The sequence below is a fragment of the Pseudomonas sp. WC2401 genome (assembly GCF_041200115.1).
Classification (GTDB): Bacteria; Pseudomonadota; Gammaproteobacteria; order Pseudomonadales; family Pseudomonadaceae; genus Aquipseudomonas; species Aquipseudomonas fragi.
In genome coordinates this window covers 266030-285516 of record NZ_CP165623.1, presented here as the reverse complement: position 1 = coordinate 285516, position 19487 = coordinate 266030, and the positions used below count along the sequence as shown (strand labels likewise).

Annotated in this window: 10 protein-coding genes; 3 read left to right on the top strand and 7 right to left on the bottom strand. The window is 60.5% G+C overall.

All coding sequences use genetic code 11. From position 1 onward, the window contains the following. Window positions 1-10: 10 nt before the first annotated feature. Window positions 11-1753, bottom strand: coding sequence for a potassium/proton antiporter (locus tag AB3G35_RS01135; protein WP_315247114.1), 1743 nt, complete (start codon window positions 1751-1753; stop codon window positions 11-13). A gap of 245 nt (window positions 1754-1998) precedes the next feature. Between AB3G35_RS01135 and AB3G35_RS01130 the strand changes: the two genes are divergently transcribed. Further along, the gene (locus tag AB3G35_RS01130; protein WP_196883679.1) at window positions 1999-2580 is read left to right on the top strand and encodes a hypothetical protein; all 582 of its coding nucleotides are present in this window, start codon (window positions 1999-2001) and stop codon (window positions 2578-2580) included. A 66-nt stretch (window positions 2581-2646) separates the two neighbouring features. Here AB3G35_RS01130 and putA read toward each other — a convergent pair whose 3' ends face one another. Beyond that, the gene (putA, locus tag AB3G35_RS01125; protein WP_086799168.1) at window positions 2647-6600 is read right to left on the bottom strand and encodes a trifunctional transcriptional regulator/proline dehydrogenase/L-glutamate gamma-semialdehyde dehydrogenase; all 3954 of its coding nucleotides are present in this window, start codon (window positions 6598-6600) and stop codon (window positions 2647-2649) included. A 460-nt stretch (window positions 6601-7060) separates the two neighbouring features. Between putA and putP the strand changes: the two genes are divergently transcribed. Next, on the top strand, window positions 7061-8548 hold the full coding sequence (putP, locus tag AB3G35_RS01120; RefSeq protein WP_016783238.1) for a sodium/proline symporter PutP: 1488 nt from the start codon (window positions 7061-7063) through the stop codon (window positions 8546-8548). 169 nt (window positions 8549-8717) lie between these two features. Further along, window positions 8718-9554 carry a 23S rRNA (adenine(2030)-N(6))-methyltransferase RlmJ gene (locus AB3G35_RS01115; RefSeq protein ID WP_016783239.1) on the top strand — a complete coding sequence of 279 codons (837 nt, stop codon included), beginning with the start codon at window positions 8718-8720 and terminating at the stop codon, window positions 9552-9554. 118 nt (window positions 9555-9672) lie between these two features. Here the strand turns inward: AB3G35_RS01115 and msrA are convergent, their stop codons facing one another. The 5 genes from msrA to aceE all read right to left on the bottom strand — a co-directional run bounded on the left by msrA (window position 9673) and on the right by aceE (window position 19472). Further along, the gene (gene msrA, locus AB3G35_RS01110) at window positions 9673-10320 is read right to left on the bottom strand and encodes a peptide-methionine (S)-S-oxide reductase MsrA (RefSeq protein ID WP_016783240.1); all 648 of its coding nucleotides are present in this window, start codon (window positions 10318-10320) and stop codon (window positions 9673-9675) included. A 67-nt stretch (window positions 10321-10387) separates the two neighbouring features. Then, window positions 10388-13081: an EAL domain-containing protein gene (locus AB3G35_RS01105; RefSeq protein ID WP_086799167.1), complete on the bottom strand. Its 2694-nt coding sequence runs from the start codon at window positions 13079-13081 to the stop codon at window positions 10388-10390. A 175-nt stretch (window positions 13082-13256) separates the two neighbouring features. Then, complete coding sequence (locus AB3G35_RS01100) at window positions 13257-14642, bottom strand: alkaline phosphatase D family protein (protein ID WP_369782239.1); 1386 nt, start codon at window positions 14640-14642, stop codon at window positions 13257-13259. 547 nt (window positions 14643-15189) lie between these two features. Continuing rightward, the gene (gene aceF / locus AB3G35_RS01095; protein ID WP_169845069.1) at window positions 15190-16818 is read right to left on the bottom strand and encodes a dihydrolipoyllysine-residue acetyltransferase; all 1629 of its coding nucleotides are present in this window, start codon (window positions 16816-16818) and stop codon (window positions 15190-15192) included. Window positions 16819-16829: 11 nt separating this feature from the next. After that, on the bottom strand, window positions 16830-19472 hold the full coding sequence (aceE, locus tag AB3G35_RS01090; protein WP_016783245.1) for a pyruvate dehydrogenase (acetyl-transferring), homodimeric type: 2643 nt from the start codon (window positions 19470-19472) through the stop codon (window positions 16830-16832). Window positions 19473-19487: the final 15 nt, after the last annotated feature.

Genomic DNA, 19487 nt, shown 5'->3' with positions numbered 1-19487 from the left:
AAGTTGCAGTTTAGAGGAACAGCCCGGGGCCCGGTGCACTTCCTTCGGGGAATCTGACGCCCACTTTGGCGATCTTGTTCCCTTCCATCATCGCAACCGTCCAGATGGTGTTGTTCCATTCCACCTGGTCACCGACCACTGGCGCGCCGCCGACCTTGTGGGCAATGAAGCTGCTCAGCGAGGTGTCCGGGTTGATGCCGTCGAGCTTGAGGCCGTACAAGGCGGCTACAGCGCCCAGCTGGGCGTCGCCTTCGAGCACGAAGTCGCCAAAAAAGCGCAGGTCCAGGCCACGGCTCGGAGGCTGGCTGAACAGTTTGCCCAGGGCTGGCAAGTCATGTTCATGGCCGATGACACAGAGCAGATCACCCACTTCAAGGGTGGTGCTGCCCGACGGGTGGAGCAGTTTCTTGTCGCGAAACAGGGCCGCGATGCGGGTGCCGTCAGGCATTTTCAGCTCGCGCAGGGCAGCACCGATGCACCAGTTTTGTGCGTCGAGGCGATAAACAAAGAGTTCCCACTCGCTGGTGACATGCACTTCAAGGGCTGAGCGGGACACGGGGGCGAGGTCTGGCGGCACGGTCACCTTGAGCAGCTTGGCAACCCACGGCAGGCTGGTGCCTTGCACCAACAGGGACACCAGCACGATAAAGAACGCAAGGTTGAAATACAGCTGCGCATTGGGCAGCCCGGCCATCAGCGGGAACACTGCGAGAATGATCGGCACCGCACCGCGCAGGCCTACCCAGGAGATAAAAGCTTTTTCGCGGCCGTGGAAGGCCTTGAAGGGCAGCAGCCCGACCATCACCGACAAGGGGCGGGCGAACAGAATCATCCACAGGGCCAGGGCCAGCGCGGGAATGGCGATGGGCAGCAGGTCGTGTGGCGTGACCAGCAAGCCCAGCACCAGGAACATGCCGATCTGGGCCAGCCAGGCCATGCCGTCGAGCATATGCAAAATGCCATGACGGCTGCGGATCGGGCTGTTGCCGATCACCAGGCCGCACAGGTAGACCGCGAGGAAGCCGCTGCCGTGCAGGGCGTTGGTCAGGGAGAACACTACCAGGCCGCCGGCGATCACCAGGATCGGGTACAGGCCGTTGGCCAGGTTGATCCGGTTGACCATCTGCAGCATCAGCCAGCCGCCTGCCAGGCCGACTGCGCCGCCGATGGCAAATTCGCGCACCAGATTGAACAACAGGCTCCAGTGCAGGCCGGTTTCGCCGCTGGCGAGCATGTCGATCAGAGTGACGGTGAGGAACACCGCCATCGGGTCGTTGCTGCCTGATTCGATCTCAAGGCTGGCGGAAACCCGCTCGTTCAGGCCCTTGCCGCCCAGCAGCGAGAACACCGCCGCGGCATCGGTGGAGCCGACAATGGCGCCGATCAGCAGGCCCTGGATCAAGTTGAGATTGAACAGCCAGGCGGCCATCAGCCCGGTCAGCCCGGTGGTGATCATCACCCCCACCGTGGCCAGCGATAACGCGGGCCATAACGCCACGCGAAAACTGGAAACCCGGGTGCGCAAGCCGCCATCGAGCAGAATCACCGCCAGGGCGAGGTTACCCACCAGGTAGGCCGTGGGGTAGTTGTCAAAAATAATGCCGCCGCCATCGACACCCGCCGTCATACCCACCGCAAGGATGATGACCAGGATCGGGATGCCCAGGCGCGAAGACAGGGAACTCACCAGGATGCTTGCACCTACCAGCAACGCGCCGATCAAGAACAGGCTGTTGATGGTCGTCGCATTCAAAGGCAGTACTCCAGAAAGCTCAAAAGACAGGGCGCAGACTCAACATGCAGCCTGCGTGCCATCGATTCTAACCTGCGCGATTGGCGGGCTGTCAAAAAGGTTTTGAATGAATTTCGCCCTGAGCGTATTTGGGCCTGTTTAGTAGGGTTGAAAGGTCTTTCTTACATAAAAAACAGATTTTCACTGCATTTTTATATTGGGCAATTTGTGTCTACTGCAGCCTCCCATTTATGCATGGACAGGCTATGAACCCCGCAACCGAGGCTGGCAACAGGCTATCGAACACCCCATCGCAGTGCGACGACCAGCGGATCAACCTCTATGTCGTGTCTGTCAGCAAGTTTCTGTTGCTGTATGGGTTTACGGCTGGCGGGTACATGGTCTATTGGTCATATCGCAACTGGGCGTCCTACAAAGCAGTGAGCGGGGCGTCGATCACGCCGGGGGTGCGCGGGGTACTTTGGCCATTTTTTATCCTGCCGTTGTTTGAAGTGGTGCAAAACGGTCTGGACAGGTCTGGGCGCTACTATTTCTGGCAGCCCGAGACCAGGGGGCTGGTCATCATGGGGCTGGTCATGTTCTCGGTGCTGGTGAACACGTTCTTTACCCGGCCCTCGGATGAGGCCTACGTGTTGTTTGCCAATGTGGCGTTGATTGCCGTTTGCTGCGCCATGCTGGTGGCTGCCCAGCGCGCAATCAACACCCTGGCGGGTGACCCGCAGGGCAGCCATAACAAGGCCTTGAACGGCATCAATATTGCCTGGATGGTGGTCGGTGCGCTGTTGATGGCCGCCGTTGCCTATGTGGCGTTCACGGGCCAGCGCTGAAATCGTGTCGTAAAAAAACCGGGCTACCCTTTCGGGAGCCCGGTTTTTCAGTGCCCGATCACCCCATCAACCGATGGTCATCAGGCTCGCGTTGCCACCCGCAGCAGCGGTGTTGACGCTCAAGGCGCGTTCGATCACCAGGCGTTCCAGGGCGATATTGGTTTCACCCTGAGACAGGCCCTGTACGCCAACGATGGCGCCAGCCCGTTGTGCCACTTGCTGGCACACGTCACGCAGCTGGTCGCAATCACCGTGGTGCAGGACGGCGTCGAAGATCACGTCGTCCTTGGTCCAGTCGGCCACCAGCGTGATGCGCGCCTGCACCTCTTTTGGCAGGCGGGCCAACAGGGCCTTGGCCAGTTCGCTTTGCGGCAGGACGGCCGAGCTGCCCACGGCCAGAACGGCAGCCAGTTGGGTTAGCAGGTCGCTTTCAACCTCGGCCAGGCACAGCACGTGTTCACGCGGCAGGATGGCGTAGCTGTTGCGCTCGCCGGTCGGGCCGTTGAGCAGGCGCGTGATGCCGCTTTGCGAGTGAGCGGCGTATTCGCTGCACAGTTCGGCCAGCGCTGGCTGCTGGTTACTGCTGGCCCAGGCTTGCAGGGCGCTGAGCGGTTTGCTCATGGCTTCGCGGGCCTGGGTATCAGGAGCTGTTACGGCATCGACCTTGGCGAACGATTGCTCGATCGCATTGCCCGGGCGGGTCGACAGCAGGCGGTACAGGTACAGCGGACCACCGGCTTTCGGGCCGGTGCCCGACAGGCCTTCACCGCCGAACGGTTGCACGCCGACCACGGCACCCACGATGTTGCGGTTGACGTAGACGTTACCGGCGTTGACGTTGTTGACCACCTTGGCAATGGTTTCGTCGATGCGGGTATGCACGCCCAGCGTCAGGCCGTAACCCGAAGCGTTGATCTGTGCGATCAGCTGGTCGATGTCCTTGCGCTTGTAGCGCACCACGTGCAGCACCGGCCCGAAGATCTCACGTTCCAGCTCGTCGAAGCTTTCCAGTTCAATCAGGGTCGGCATGACGAAGGTGCCGCGTTTGCATTCTTCGATATCGGCAATGGCCATCTGGTAAACAGTACGGCCCTTGTCGCGCATGCCCTGGATATGTTGCTCGATCCCGGCCTTGGCTTCGGCGTCGATCACCGGGCCAATGTCCACGTTCAGACGCTCAGGGTTGCCCATGCGCGATTCGGCCATTGCACCCTTGAGCATTTCGATGACGCGGTCTGCCGAATCTTCCTGCAGGCACAGTACACGCAGCGCCGAGCAGCGTTGACCGGCACTGTCGAACGCCGAGGACACCACGTCGATAACCACTTGTTCGGTCAGGGCCGAAGAGTCGACGATCATGGCGTTCTGGCCGCCGGTTTCGGCGATCAGCGGGATTGGACGGCCCTGGGCATCGAGGCGGCCGGCGATGTTGCGTTGCAACAGGCGGGCAACTTCGGTGGAGCCGGTGAACATCACGCCTTTCACGCGATCATCGCCCACCAAACGTGCGCCGACGGTTTCGCCACGGCCCGGCAGCAATTGCAGCACGCCTTGCGGGATGCCGGCTTCGAGCAGGATGCGTACGGCTTGTGCAGCGACCAGCGGCGTTTGTTCCGCAGGCTTGGCCAGTACCGGGTTGCCGGCTGCCAGTGCTGCAGCCACCTGGCCGCTGAAGATGGCCAGCGGGAAGTTCCACGGGCTGATGCAGACCACCGGGCCCAATGGGCGGTGGGCATCGTTGGTGAAGTCGTTGCGCGCCTGTACCGCGTAGTAACGCAGGAAGTCCACGGCTTCGCGCACTTCGGCGATGGCGTTGGCGAAGGTCTTGCCGGCTTCACGGGCCAGCAGGCCCATCAGTGGCTGGATCTCGCCTTCCATCAGGTCGGCGGCGCGTTCCAGGATCGCAGCACGCTCGGCGGGCGGGGTGGCCTGCCAGATCGGTGCAGCGCTCAGGGCGCACTGGATGGCGTTGTCAGCGTCCTCAACGGTGGCTTCTTGTACATGCCCGACCACATCACGCAGGTCGGCCGGGTTGAGCACCGCTGCCGGGGTTTCGCTGCTGGAATCGCAACCGAGCATCGGCGCGGCTTTCCAGTCGTTGTGGGCCGTGGCCAGCAAGGCGCAGGACAGCGATGCCAGACGGTGTTCGTTGGACATGTCGATGCCGCTGGAATTGGCGCGTTCGCTGCCATACAGGTCACGCGGCAGCGGGATGCGCGGGTGCGGCAAGCCAAAGCCGCCTTCGGCCGTGGCCATTTGTTCGATCTGGCTCACCGGATCGGCCACCAACTCGTGGATCGCGATGGTGTGGTCAGCGATGCGGTTGACGAACGAGGTGTTCGCGCCGTTTTCCAGCAGGCGACGTACCAGATAAGCCAGCAGTGTTTCGTGGGTACCGACCGGAGCGTACACGCGGCACGGACGGTTCAACTTGCCTTCAGAAACTTTGCCTACAACCTGCTCGTAGAGGGGTTCGCCCATGCCGTGCAGGCACTGGAACTCGTACTGGCCCGGGTAGTAGTTCTGACCGGCAATGTGGTAAATCGCCGACAACGTTTGGGCGTTGTGGGTGGCGAATTGCGGGTAGATGGCTTCCGGCACGGCCAGCAGCTTTTTCGCACAAGCGAGGTAGGACACATCGGTGTACACCTTGCGGGTGTAGACCGGGTAGCCTTCCAGACCTTCGACCTGGGCGCGCTTGATTTCGCTGTCCCAGTACGCGCCTTTCACCAGGCGGATCATCAGGCGATGACGGCTGCGGCGCGCCAGATCGATCACATAGTCGATCACATAAGGGCAACGCTTCTGGTAGGCCTGGATCACGAAACCGATGCCGTTCCAGCCCGCCAGCTGTGGTTCGAAGCACAGACGCTCAAGCAGATCGAGGGAGATTTCCAGGCGGTCGGCTTCTTCGGCGTCAATGTTGAGGCCGATGTCGTACTTTTTGGCCAGCAAGGTCAGCGACAGCAGGCGCGGGTACAGCTCGTCCATCACGCGTTCATACTGGGCGCGGCTGTAACGCGGGTGCAGGGCCGACAGCTTGATGGAGATGCCCGGGCCTTCGTAGATGCCACGGCCGTGGGAAGCCTTGCCGATCGAGTGGATGGCTTGCTCGTAGGACGCGAGGTACTTCTGTGCGTCATGCTCGGTCAGTGCGGCTTCACCGAGCATGTCGTAGGAGTAACGGAAGCCCTTGGCTTCAAAGCGCGTGGCGTTGGCCAGGGCTTCGGCGATGGTCTCGCCGGTGACAAATTGCTCGCCCATCAGGCGCATGGCCATGTCGACGCCCTTGCGGATCATCGGCTCGCCACTTTTGCCGATGATGCGGCTCAGGGATGAGGTCAGGCCGGCTTCGTTGTGCGTTGACACCAGCTTGCCGGTCAGCAACAGGCCCCAGGTGGCGGCGTTGACGAACAGCGACGGGCTGTTGCCCAGGTGCGGGTGCCAGTTGCCGGTGCTGATCTTGTCGCGGATCAGGGCGTCACGGGTGCCTTTGTCCGGGATACGCAGCAGCGCTTCGGCCAGGCACATCAGGGCTACGCCTTCCTGGGACGACAGGGAAAATTCCTGCAGCAAGCCTTGCACGATGCCGGCACGGCCACCGGCGCTCTTTTGATTGCGCAGTTTTTCGGCAATCGAGGCGGCCAGGGTTTGCGTGGCTTCGGCCATCGGGGCCGGCAGGCGAGCCTGCTCCAGCAGCATGGGCACCACTTCGGGTTCCGGGCGACGGTACGCCGAAGTGATGGCAGCGCGCAGTACGGACTGCGGCAGGATGCTTTCGGCGAATTCCAGGAAGCACTGATGCGCATGGTCGGCTTGTACGTCGTCGGCGTCATCGCTGGCAGTGCCAGGGATACCGCTCAACTCGGTCAGGGTTGCACCACCCTCGAGTTTTTCCAGGTAATTGAAGATTGCCTGCTTGATCAGCCAGTGTGGCGTGCGATCAATCGAGGTCGCGGCGGCCTTGAGGCGCTCGCGGGTTGGGTCATCAAGTTTGACCCCAAGGGTGGTGGTAGCCATTTTTTTATCCTCATGGGTGCCACATTTGCGTGGCAGCAGCTGGCGGCAAGATTAGCGCTGCGCTGAAACGGGTGCAACTAGGTGCAACCCGTTTTTGTGTCGATTGGTCGACGCTTCGTCAGGAATTTTTTGCGCGGGTTGGATGGCTGCTCCTCCTTGGTGCTTTTTCTTCGGTTTGGCGGGGTCTTTGCTCCGAAAAGGCGCAAAAACCCTGAATTGAGACGAAAAGGCGACAAGGTGCAACTTGCCCGGCAGAAACTGGTTGCACCCGATTTGCTTTGTTGCATAGCATTCGCGCCCAAGGTGCAACCTCCTACAGAAGATTGGTTCATCGGCTGATGGATTTCCTGGGGAAACATCAGTCATAAATGCGCGGCAAGGTTAATCGTCTCAAACAGGACGTTTGTGAGCGTACGGCCAGACCGCCGCTAAACATAAAAACAATGCCAGGGCTTTATCAATGAGTGTTAGTAACCCAACCCTGATCACGTTCGTGATCTATATCGCAGCAATGGTGCTGATCGGCCTGATGGCTTATCGCTCCACCAACAACCTTTCTGACTACATTCTCGGTGGCCGTAGCCTGGGCAGCGTTGTAACCGCTTTGTCCGCTGGCGCCTCCGACATGAGCGGCTGGTTGCTGATGGGCTTGCCGGGCGCGATCTACATGTCCGGTCTGTCGGAAAGCTGGATTGCCATCGGTCTGGTGACCGGTGCCTACCTCAACTGGCTGTTCGTTGCCGGTCGCCTGCGGGTACAGACCGAGCACAATGGTGATGCGCTGACCCTGCCGGATTACTTCTCCAGCCGTTTCGAAGACAACAGCGGCCTGCTGCGGATTATCTCGGCCATCGTGATTCTGGTGTTCTTCACCATCTACTGCGCTTCCGGCATCGTGGCGGGTGCCCGTCTGTTTGAAAGCACCTTCGGCATGTCCTACGAGTCCGCCCTGTGGGCCGGTGCTGCGGCTACCATCGCCTACACCTTTATCGGTGGTTTCCTGGCCGTGAGCTGGACCGACACCGTACAGGCCACCCTGATGATCTTCGCGCTGATCCTTACGCCGATCATCGTGCTGCTGGCCACCGGCGGCGTGGACACCACGTTCCTGGCCATCGAAGCCAACGACCCGAGCAACTTCGACATGCTCAAGGGCACGTCCTTTATCGGCATCATCTCGCTGATGGGCTGGGGCCTGGGCTACTTCGGCCAGCCGCACATCCTGGCGCGTTTCATGGCCGCTGATTCGGTCAAGTCGATCGCCAAGGCGCGTCGCATCTCCATGACCTGGATGATCCTGTGCCTGGCGGGTACGGTCGCTGTGGGCTTCTTCGGTATCGCTTACTTCTCGGCGCACCCGGAAGTAGCCGGGCCTGTGACCGAAAACCCTGAGCGCGTGTTTATCGAGCTGGCCAAGCTGCTGTTCAATCCGTGGATTGCGGGCGTCCTGCTGTCGGCCATCCTGGCTGCCGTGATGAGCACCCTGAGCTGCCAGTTGCTGGTGTGCTCCAGCGCCCTGACCGAAGACTTCTACAAGTCCTTCCTGCGCAAAAATGCTTCCCAGCTGGAACTGGTGTGGGTTGGCCGGATCATGGTGCTGGTGGTTGCGCTGATCGCCATCGCGCTGGCTTCCAACCCGGAAAACCGTGTACTGGGCCTGGTGAGCTATGCATGGGCAGGCTTCGGTGCCGCTTTCGGCCCGGTTGTCCTGATCTCGGTACTGTGGAAGGGCATGACCCGTAATGGCGCATTGGCCGGTATTCTGGTGGGTGCCATTACCGTGATCGTGTGGAAGCATTTCGCACTGTTCGGTCTGTACGAAATCATCCCGGGCTTTATCCTGGGCAGCCTGGCCATTGTGCTGGCGAGCCTGGCTGGCAAGGGCCCGACCCAGGGAATGGTTGAGCGCTTCAACGCTGCTGAGAAAGACTTCCAGCAAAACCACTGATCGGGCAAGCGCATGCGCTGAGTCTGAAGTGTTCAGAAACGGCCCGTCTCCAGGTGAGACGGGCCGTTTTTTTTGCCTGGGTGTTGCTCACCGTATCTCGGAAAAACCGCCCGCCACCTGACGTCAGGTTGCGTACAAGGTAAACTTCGCCTCCTGCGCAGGAGCAACCATGAACTATCGTCACGCCTTCCACGCCGGCAACCATGCCGACGTCTTCAAACATATCGTCTTGACCCGCCTCATCGCCCTGATGTCGCGCAAAGAGCAGCCTTTCGCCTACCTCGATACCCATGCGGGTATTGGTTTGTACGACCTCAAGGGCGATCAGGCCAACCGCACGGGCGAGTACCTGGAAGGCATTGCGCGGTTGTGGGGGCAGAAAGACCTGCCTGCAGTGACTGATGACTACATGCAAGTGCTGCACAAGATGAATCCGGATGGCGAGTTGCGCTATTACCCGGGCTCGCCGGAGTGGGCGCGACGCCTGACCCGTTCCCAGGACCGTGTGCTGTTGAACGAAAAACACCCCGAAGACGGTGTGTTGCTCAAAGACAACATGAAAGGTGATCGCCGCGTAGCGGTGCATCTGGGCGAAGGCTGGCATGTGCCGCGGGCATTGCTGCCAGTGGCTGAAAAGCGTGGCTTGATGCTGATCGACCCGCCGTTCGAGAAACTCGACGAAATGAAGCGCTGCGCTGAATCGTTGAAAGACGCGATCAGCCGCATGCGCCAGACCGTGGTAGCGATCTGGTATCCGATCAAGGACAAGCGCCAGTTGCGCCGTTTTTACCAGGACCTTGCGGGGTCGGGTGCTCCGAAGTTGCTGCAGGTGGAGTTGTTCGTACACCCGCTGGACACGCCCAACAGCCTCAATGGTTCAGGCTTGGCGATTGCCAACCCGCCTTGGGGGCTGGAAGAAGAGCTGCGCGAACTGCTGCCGTGGCTGGCCAAGAAACTGGGGCAAACCCAGGGCGGCTGGCAGATGGAATGGTTGATCGCTGAGTAATAGCTGAAAACTGTAATGTGGGAGCGGGCTTGCTCGCGATCGAGGCGATGCGGTGTAACAGAAACACCGAGTCGCTTGCATCGCGAGCAAGCCCGCTCCCACAGTTTTTTGTGCTACATCAAATCGGGCAGGTCACGCCTGTACCGCCAATGCCACAGTAGCCCTGCGGGTTTTTCGCCAGGTACTGCTGGTGGTACGCCTCGGCGAAGTACACCGTTGGCGCCTGGTCGATTTCGGTGGTGATGGTGCCCAGCCCGGCCTTGTCCAGCTCGGCCTGGAACACTTTCTTGCTTTCCAGTGCCTGTTCAAGCTGCTCAGGGGTGGTGCAGTAGATCACCGAGCGGTATTGGGTGCCGATGTCGTTACCCTGGCGCATGCCCTGGGTCGGGTTGTGCAGTTCCCAGAACATGGCCAGCAGTTGCTTGTAGCTGACCACTTCCGGTTCGTAGACCACCAGCACCACTTCGGTGTGGCCGGTCAGGCCCGAGCAGACTTCTTCATAGGTCGGGTTCGGGGTGTAGCCGCCCGCATAACCCACCACGGTGCTGACCACGCCTTCGCGTTCCCAGAACTTGCGTTCCGCACCCCAGAAGCAGCCCAGACCAAAAATCGCAAAGTCGACATTCTTCGGGAATGGGCCCAGCAGCGGCTGACCGGTAACGTAGTGGGTTTCCGGCAGCTGTACATGGGTGTCGCGGCCCGGCAGGGCTTGTTCTTTAGTGGGTAGCACGTTTTTATTCACCAGAATTTCCGAGCGCAAGACCATGATTCAAGTCCTCTCAATCAGAGTGTAGGAAGTCAGGCCAATAGTGTGCCCGAGTGTTGCGGCGCTGTCAGGCCAAGGGGCCGCGCGGATAACGTTTGAGCTTTTCGATCAGTTCGCTGCCGGGGATCGGGCGGTCGAACAGATAGCCCTGGCCCACATCACAGCGATGGCGGCGCAAGAAGGCCAACTGTGCAGCGGTTTCAATACCCTCGGCAACCACTTTGAGCTTGAGGTTGTGCGCCATCGCGATCACCGCGGAGGTGATCTCCATGTCGTTCTGGTTGTCGGGGATGTCTTTGATAAAGCTGCGGTCGATCTTGATGATGTCGATCGGGAATTTTTTCAAGTAGCTGAGCGACGAGTAGCCGGTGCCAAAATCGTCCATGGCCAGGGTCAGGCCCAGTTTTTTCAGCTGGTCGAGTTGCAGGCGGGTGTCGTCGGTGGCCTCCAGCAGCAGGCCCTCGGTCAGTTCCAGCTCCAGCAGCGCCGCCGGCAGCTGTTCTTCCTTGAGGATGCTGGCAATCGAGGCAACCAGATCCGGGTCGGAGAACTGCTTGGGCGATACGTTGATCGCCACTTGCAAGTTGCCCAGCCCGGCGATGCTCAGTTGCCGGCTCATGCGGCAGGCCTGGCGGGCAACCCACTTGCCGATGGGGATAATCAGCCCGGTCTCTTCGGCCACGCTGATGAACTGGTCGGGGCGGATCATGCCGTTTTTCGGGTGGTTCCAGCGCAACAGCGCTTCCATGCCCAGCAGGCGCCCGGTTCGCAGGCACAGCTTGGGCTGGTAGAACACCTCCAGTTCGTTCTGGGTCAGGGCGCGACGCAGGTTGTTTTCGACAAACAGCTTGTAGCTGGCCTCGGCGTTCAAGGCTTCGGTAAACACCTGCACCTGATGCTTGCCGCAGGCCTTGGCCTTGTGCAGCGCCAGGCCCGCGTTGCGCATGAGGGTTTGCGGGTCGCGGCCATGCAAGGGCGCACAGGCCACGCCGACCGAGCCGGTGACGCTGATCAACTGGTTGTCGACGAACATCGGCTTGTCGAGGGTCATCAACAACTGGCTGGCAATTTGTTGCCCGGTGGCCAGGTCAGTGTCGTCGAGCAAGACCGCGAATTCGTTGCTGGCAAAACGCGCCAGGCCATCGCTGACGCTCAGGCTGTTGCGCAGGCGCCGGGCCAGGCTGATCAGCAGCTTGTCGCCGGTCTGGTGGCCGAGGCTGTCATTGATGCGCTTGAAGTTGTCGATATCCACCAGCAGCAGGCACACCGGGGTGTTGCTGTTGCGGGCGAAACGCTCGTCGAGATTGCGGATAAACGCCGGGCGATTGCCCAGATTGGTCAGGTTGTCAGTGTAGGCCAGGCGTTCGATGCGCTGCTGCGCCAGCTTGGTTTCGGTGATGTCTTCGTAGATGCCGATGTAATGGGTCAGCTCGCGGTTATCGCCATACACCTTGGAAATCGACATCTGGCCCCAGTAGGGTTCCAGGTTTTTGCGCCGGCTCTTGAATTCACCTTGCCAGCTGTTGCCTTTGCTCAGGCTTGAGTGGGCGTCGAACAGCAGATCACTGAGGTTTTCCAGTGCCGGCAGTTCCGACAGCTTGTGGCCCCGGACTTCTTCGGTGGTGTACTGGGTGATGGCAGTAAAGCTGGGGTTGGCGTACTCGACTACGCCGTCGCAGTTGACCAGCAAAAAGGCGTTGGCACTTTGCTCGACAGCGCGCTGGAACAGGTGCAGGGCATTGGTGGCAGCACGGCGGTTGTGGTTGTTGATGACCTGGGCAAACTGGTCGGCCAGTTCCCCGGCAAAGGCGATTTCATCCGCCTGCCAGGCGCGGGTCCTGCCCACTTGCTCAAGGCACAGGACGCCGACCACCTGGCCGTCGATGCGGATGCCGGCGTCGAGCATGGCATTGGCATCGTGTCGCCCCAGGCTGGCCACCAGCTCGCGGGTGCGTGGATCGCGGCTGGCGTTCGTCGCATCGATCGAGCGGCTGGTGTGCAGGGCTTCGAGGTAGTCGGGGAACAGGCTGGCGTCGAAGGTATCCTGGGCAATATGCGCCTGGGCCTCGCGCTGGAAGGCTGAAACCGGCAGCAACTGGCTGCCTTCAAGGTTCCACAGGCTGGCACCATCGATTTGATAGATATCGCAGGCGCTGCGGGTGATCAGCTCGGCGGCTTCTTGCAGCGAGTTGTGCTGGCTGTAGCGGTGGCGGGCCAGGCGCAGGATCAGATCCTGCTGGGCGCGCACGCGTTCCAGATGCTGGAGTTGATCGGCCTGGGTGCGCTGGTTGAGTGCAAGGGCGATCTGCAGGCGGCTGTTCTGTGTTTCCAGTTCAGCCACCGGGGCCGGTAGAGGGCTGGCAGCGCTGTCTTCAATGGCCAGCAGGTAGCCGCGCAAAAAATGCCGGTTGTGTTGCTTGTAGGCCTCGCCCAGTTCCATCAGGTTCAGTGGGCCCAGGGCGGTGTGCAGGGTGTAGTGCACGACGTAGTGATGGCGAGTCCTGAGTTGCTGCTCGATGGCATCGTGCAGGCGATAGCGTGCCTGGGGCTCCATCAGGCTGGCGTAGGGCGAGCCGACCAGCGCACACAGATCCGCGGCGGGCATGCCAAATTGGCGCTCGCAATGGGGGTCGAGGTAGAGCATGGCCCAGCTGGCTTCATTAAGCCGTTCGAAACGCAGCATGCCGAGCCGGGAGGGCACGGGGAGCTGGGTGACGACCTCGGCTGCCAAACGCGGGGCAGCATCAGGTTGGCTCTTCATTGGGGCACTCGCTTCACAAATGCGGTTTGCGCACGGGCTGTCACCCTGTTTCTGTGGATGGCGGCAAGGTTGCATCATGCTCAACGTGCTGACAAGTGAACATAAAGGCTAAGTGCTATAAGGGCTTATCGGCCGGCCGGCGATTTTCTACAGGCCGATCGATAAGCTTTGGAGCTTATTTGAGTGCAATAGTTGCTGTCTCGATGATGCGGCCCTTTTTATTGTGAAAATCGACCTTCAACTGCTGGCCGGTGATGGTCAGGCAGGCGAAGTTGTCCTCGCTGACAACGCGGCTGTTGAGCGTGAGCGAGTAGGTGCCGGTGCCGACGGTCGTCAGGGGGGTGTTGACGAGCAGATCGCCAACATTGGCATACGGCAGCAGCCGGGTGTTGCACAGGGGCGAAGAGACCACGCTGTGAACGATAAAGTCGGGGCTCTTGTCGTGGGTCAGCTGGCAGCAGAGCGAGCCGTGAATATCGCCGGACACAAACACCACGTTCTTGACGGCGTTGGAACGAATGGTCTCCAGGATCCGGTTGCGCTGTGTCGTGAATGCTTTCCAGCCGTCGCTGTCACGCCGTTGGTCAGGCATGAACATGACGCTGCTGACGATAAATTTGACGCTGGCCGTGCTGTTGACCAGCCATTTGAGCAATGCCTGTTCCTGCGCGACGCCAATCATGCGTTTGTCGCGCCCGGCCAGGATTCGCTCAGTGCGACAGTCCATGACAAACCAGTCGATATCGGCGTTGGCAAACATGTACCAGTAGCGGCTCAAGTTGCGATTGATGCGCCCGTCTGGCTGTAGCGCGTGAGCCGGGCCGTGGCTGCACTGGTAAGCCTCATAAGCGCGCATGGCGTTGTTGTAGAGCGCCGTGTCGCCGTTGCTGCGATTGGCTGGCCAGTTATCTTCGATCTCATGGTCGTCGAGGATCATGTACGTCGGCGTGCGGGCCATGAGTGAGCGGATATTGGGCTGGCTGAAGGCTGCACGGTATTTGCGGGTGATGGCCGGGTAGTCGCTGTCCGGGGCGATGATATTCAGGTCGTCGACATACACCTGGTCACCGGTCATGACCACGGCATCAAGACCTTGCTGGCGGGCCAGGGCGTGGATGCTGGCGAAGATCTCATCACCCAGGTGCGCAGCCGAAGGGATGCCAGCCGTGAGCCTGAGGTAGCGGCAGGATCCTGTAACGTACCGGCGGGTGCGGTTGCGCGCGGTTGAGTCGGTCTTGAAGGTGTAAACCGTGGCTGGCCATTGCAGTGCAATTTGTTTGACTGTTTCAGGCGTATGCCCCGGGCTTGAGGTGGCGAACCAGCCTGCCTGGTATTCGTAGAGGGTATCGCTGCGCAGATTGTGCAGGACCAGCGTGTCGGACATGTCGAATTCAGGGCTCAGCCTGGTAAACACACCGGCTGACCATTGGCTGTCTCCAGCCTTGCGGTGCCGGATACCGGCGAATACGGCGTTGTTTTTATCGGAGTCGCCGCGCACGAAAATACGGGCGTGCTGTGCGGTGGTAAAACCTACTATCGGGCCAACTGTAGGTGAGATCACATCGAAATCCTTTCTGATGTTTGGGCGATGGCAATCGCGTGGTTCCAGTCCTTTGGTTAACGGTAGAAGTGGTTGGGTGGTTGGCCCATTCATGGATTCAGCGCTGGGTGTAGTGCTTGAAGGGCAGTGAGTGTCAGAAAAGCCCCTCACCCTAGCCCTCTCCCAAAGGGAGAGGGGACTGACCGCGCGCGACTTCAAGAGCACCGCCAATCAGGCCCTCTCCGAAAGGGAGAAGGGACTGAGCGCCTGCGATTTCAAAAACACCGCCAATCAGAGCTTCTGCCAAAGGGAGAGGGGACTGAGTGCGTGCGATTTCAAAAACACCGCCAATCAGCCCCTCTCCCAAAGGGAGAGGGGGCTGACCGCACGCGATTTCAAGAGCACCGCCAATCAGCTCCCTCTCCCTTCGGGAGAGGGTTGGGGTGAGGGGCTCTTCAAATCGCAGGCAAAAAAAGCCCCGCCAAATGGCGGGGTTGAGGTACGAGCGTGGCGCTCGGAAAACAGTGCGCTACCCCCGGCCTTCGGTGAAGAAGGCCGGGGGTGTGGCTTACAACAGGATAGTGCGGATGTCGCCCAGCAACTGGCTCAGACGCTGGGTGAAGCGTGCAGCAGCCGCGCCGTTGATCACACGGTGATCGTAGGACAGCGACAAAGGCAGCATCAGTTTCGGCTGGAAGGCTTTGCCGTCCCAGACTGGCTGGATGGTGGCCTTGGAAACGCCGAGGATCGCCACTTCCGGTGCGTTGACGATCGGCGTGAAGCCGGTGCCGCCAATGTGCCCGAGGCTGGAAATCGTGAAGCACGCGCCTTGCATGTCGTCTGCGGTGAGCTTCTTGTCACGGGCCTTGGCAGCCAGTGCCGCGGCTTCAGCAGCCAGTTGCAGCAGGCTCTTCTGATCAACGTTCTTGATCACAGGCACCAGCAGGCCATCCGGGGTGTCAACGGCGAAGCCGATGTTGACGTATTTCTTGCGGATGATCGCTTTGCCGCTTGGCGCCAGCGAGCTGTTGAAGTCCGGCATTTCCTTGAGCAGGTGGGCGCAGGACTTGAGCAGCAGCGGCAGTACAGTCAGCTTCACGCCGGCTTTTTCTGCGACGGCTTTTTGCGCGACGCGGAAGGCTTCCAGCTCGGTGATGTCAGCCTGGTCGAACTGAGTCACGTGCGGGATGTTCAGCCAGCTGCGGTGCAGGCTCGACGCGCCGATTTGCATCAGGCGGGTCATGGCCACTTCTTCCACTTCACCGAAACGGCTGAAGTCGACAGCAGGAATTGGCGGAATGCCAGCACCACCGGTTGCGCCGGCGGCCGGTGCTTCCTTGGCTTTCTGCATCATGGCTTTGACGTGCGCCTGCACGTCTTCCTTGATGATACGGCCGTGCGGGCCGCTCGGGCTCACCGCGCTCAGCTCGACGCCGAACTCGCGGGCCAGTTGACGCACGGCAGGGCCGGCGTGAACCTTGCCACCCTTTGGTGCAGGCGCGGCGGCCGGGGCAGGTGCCTCGGCTTTGGCGGCTGGCGCAGGGGCAGCAGCAGGTGCTTCAGCTTTTGCCGGTGCAGGAGCGGTCTGAGCCGGAGCAGCAGGGGCAGCAGCGCCTTGAACCTTGAGCTTGAGGATAAAGTCGCCAGTGCCGACTTCGTCATCCAGCTTGACCGCAATGCTCTCAACCACACCGGCGGCTGGCGATGGAATTTCCATGCTGGCCTTGTCGGATTCCAGGGTGATCAAGGATTGATCAGCCTCAACGGTATCGCCGGCCTTGACCAGGATCTCGATGATTTTGGCTTTGCCCGACGAGCCGATATCCGGGACGTGAATGTCCTGGATGGTAGCGGCGGCAGGTGCAGCCGGGGCCGCTGGGGCCTCGGCAGCAGGGGCGGCAGCTGGCTTTTCAGCCGCGGCCGGGGCAGCCGCAGGGGCTGGCGCTTCAGGCGCCGCAGCGGCGCCCTCGGCTTCCAGTTCCAGCAGTTCGTCGCCTTCTTTCAGGCGGTCGCCCAGCTTGATCTTCAGGCTCTTGACGATACCGGCCTTGGGAGCAGGGATTTCCATGCTCGCCTTGTCCGATTCCAGGGTCAGGATGCTCTGGTCGGCTTCGATACGGTCGCCGACTTTTACAAACAGCTCGATGACTTCACCGTCGCCGCTGCCGATGTCAGGTACTCGAATGAGTTCGCTCACAAATATTCTCCTCAGCAGTCCAGTGGGTTGCGTTTTTCCGGGTTGATGCCGAACTTGACGATGGCTTCTGCCACCACCTTAGGTTCGATATCGCCACGGTCAGCCAGTGCTTCCAGGGCTGCCAACACCACGAAGTGACGGTCTACTTCAAAGAAGTGACGCAGTTTTTTGCGGCTGTCGCTGCGGCCGAAACCGTCAGTGCCCAGCACTTTGAATTCCTTGACCGGTACCCACTGGCGAATCTGCTCGGCGAACAGCTTCATGTAGTCGGTAGAGGCAATAACCGGACCTTTACGGCCAGTCAGGCACTCTTCAACGTAGCTCAGCTGAGGCTTCTGGCCTGGGTGCAGACGGTTGTGACGCTCAACGGCCAGGCCGTCGCGACGCAGCTCGTTGAAGCTGGTAACGCTCCAGACGTCAGCACCGATGTTGAACTGTTCACGCAGGATGATCGCCGCTTCACGGACTTCACGCAGGATGGTGCCGGAGCCCATCAGCTGAACGTGGTGCGCCGCTTCCTTGGTGTCTTCCTCGAGCAGGTACATGCCCTTGACGATGCCTTCCTCGACACCGGCCGGCATGGCTGGCTGCTGGTAGGACTCGTTCATCACGGTGATGTAGTAGAAGACGTCCTGTTGCTCTTCGGTCATCTTCTTCATGCCGTCCTGAATGATCACCGCCAGCTCATAGCCGTAGGTTGGATCAAAGGTGCGGCAGTTCGGGATGGTGCCAGCCAGGATGTGGCTGTGACCGTCTTCGTGTTGCAGGCCTTCGCCGTTGAGCGTGGTACGCCCGGCGGTGCCGCCGATCAGGAAGCCACGGGTGCGGCTGTCGCCAGCGGCCCAGGCCAGGTCGCCAATACGCTGGAAGCCGAACATCGAGTAGAAGATGTAGAACGGCAGCATCGGCTGGTTGTGGTTGGAGTACGAAGTACCGGCGGCGATGAAGGAGCTCATGGCGCCTGCTTCGTTGATGCCTTCTTCGAGGATCTGACCTTTTTTGTCTTCGCGGTAGAACATCACCTGGTCTTTATCGACTGGCTCGTAGAGCTGGCCGACGGACGAGTAGATGCCCAGTTGGCGGAACATGCCTTCCATACCGAAGGTACGGGCTTCGTCCGGGATGATCGGAACGATGCGCGGGCCGATTTCCTTGTCCTTGACCAGCTGCGCCAGGATGCGCACGAAAGCCATGGTGGTGGAAATTTCACGGTCGCCGGAGCCGTCAAGGATGGCCTTGAGGGTTTCCAGTGGCGGGGTCGGGATGCTGATGCTCTGCGCGCGGCGCTGAGGCACGAAACCGCCCAGTGCAGCACGGCGCTCGCTCAGGTAGCGGGCTTCGGCGCTGCCTTCTTCAGGTTTGAAGAACGGCAGGTTTTCGATTTCGTCGTCCTTGACCGGGATGTCGAAACGATCGCGGAACAGCTTCAGGCTTTCAACATCAACCTTCTTGGTGTTGTGCGCGGTGTTTTTCGCTTCGCCGGCGCCGGTGCCATAACCCTTGATGGTCTTGGCCAGGATCACGGTTGGCTGGTCTTTGTGGTTGACCGCTTCGTGGTACGCCGCGTAGACCTTGTACGGGTCGTGGCCGCCACGGTTGAGCTTCCAGATCTCGTCGTCGGACAGGTCTGCAACCATCGCCTTGAGTTCCGGCGAGTTGAAGAAGTGTTCACGCACGAACGCGCCGTCTTTGGCTTTGTAGTTCTGGTACTCGCCGTCGATGACTTCGTCCATGCGACGTTGCAGGATACCGTCGACGTCCTTGGCCAGCAGCGGGTCCCAGAAGCGGCCCCAGATGACTTTGGTCACGTTCCACTGAGCACCGCGGAATACGCCTTCGAGTTCCTGGATGATCTTGCCGTTGCCGCGAACCGGGCCGTCGAGGCGCTGCAGGTTGCAGTTGATGACAAAGATCAGGTTGTCGAGGTTTTCACGACCGGCCAGGGAGATTGCGCCCAGGGATTCCGGTTCGTCGCACTCGCCGTCGCCCAGGAAGCACCAGACTTTCTGGCCAGCAGGGATATAGCCGCGGGCTTCCAGGTACTTCATGAAGCGCGCCTGGTAGATCGCCTGGATCGGGCCAAGGCCCATCGATACGGTCGGGAACTGCCAGAAATCAGGCATCAGCCAAGGGTGCGGGTAGGACGACAGGCCCTGACCGTCCACTTCCTGGCGGAAGTTGTTCATTTGTTCTTCGCTGATGCGGCCTTCCATGAACGCACGGGCGTAAACGCCTGGCGAGGTGTGACCCTGGAAGTAGATCAGGTCGCCGCCGTGTGCGTCGGTCGGGGCCTGGAAGAAGTAGTTGAAGCCGATGTCATACAGGGTTGCGCTGGAAGCGAAGCTGGAAATGTGACCGCCCAGGTCCGAATCTTTCAAGTTGGTGCGCATCACCATGGCCATCGCGTTCCAGCGAACCAGCGAGCGAATGCGGCGTTCCATGAACAGGTCGCCAGGCATGCGTGCTTCGTGGGTTACGGGAATCGTGTTGCGGTAAGGCGTGGTAATGGCATACGGCAGCTGCGAACCGGTGCGGGTAGCGAGCTCACCCATACGGGTCATCAGGTAGTGAGCGCGGTCTTCGCCTTCTTTGTCGAGAACCGATTCCAGGGCGTCCAGCCATTCCTGGGTTTCGACGGGATCGAGGTCTTGCATGGCTTGCTCCAGGGC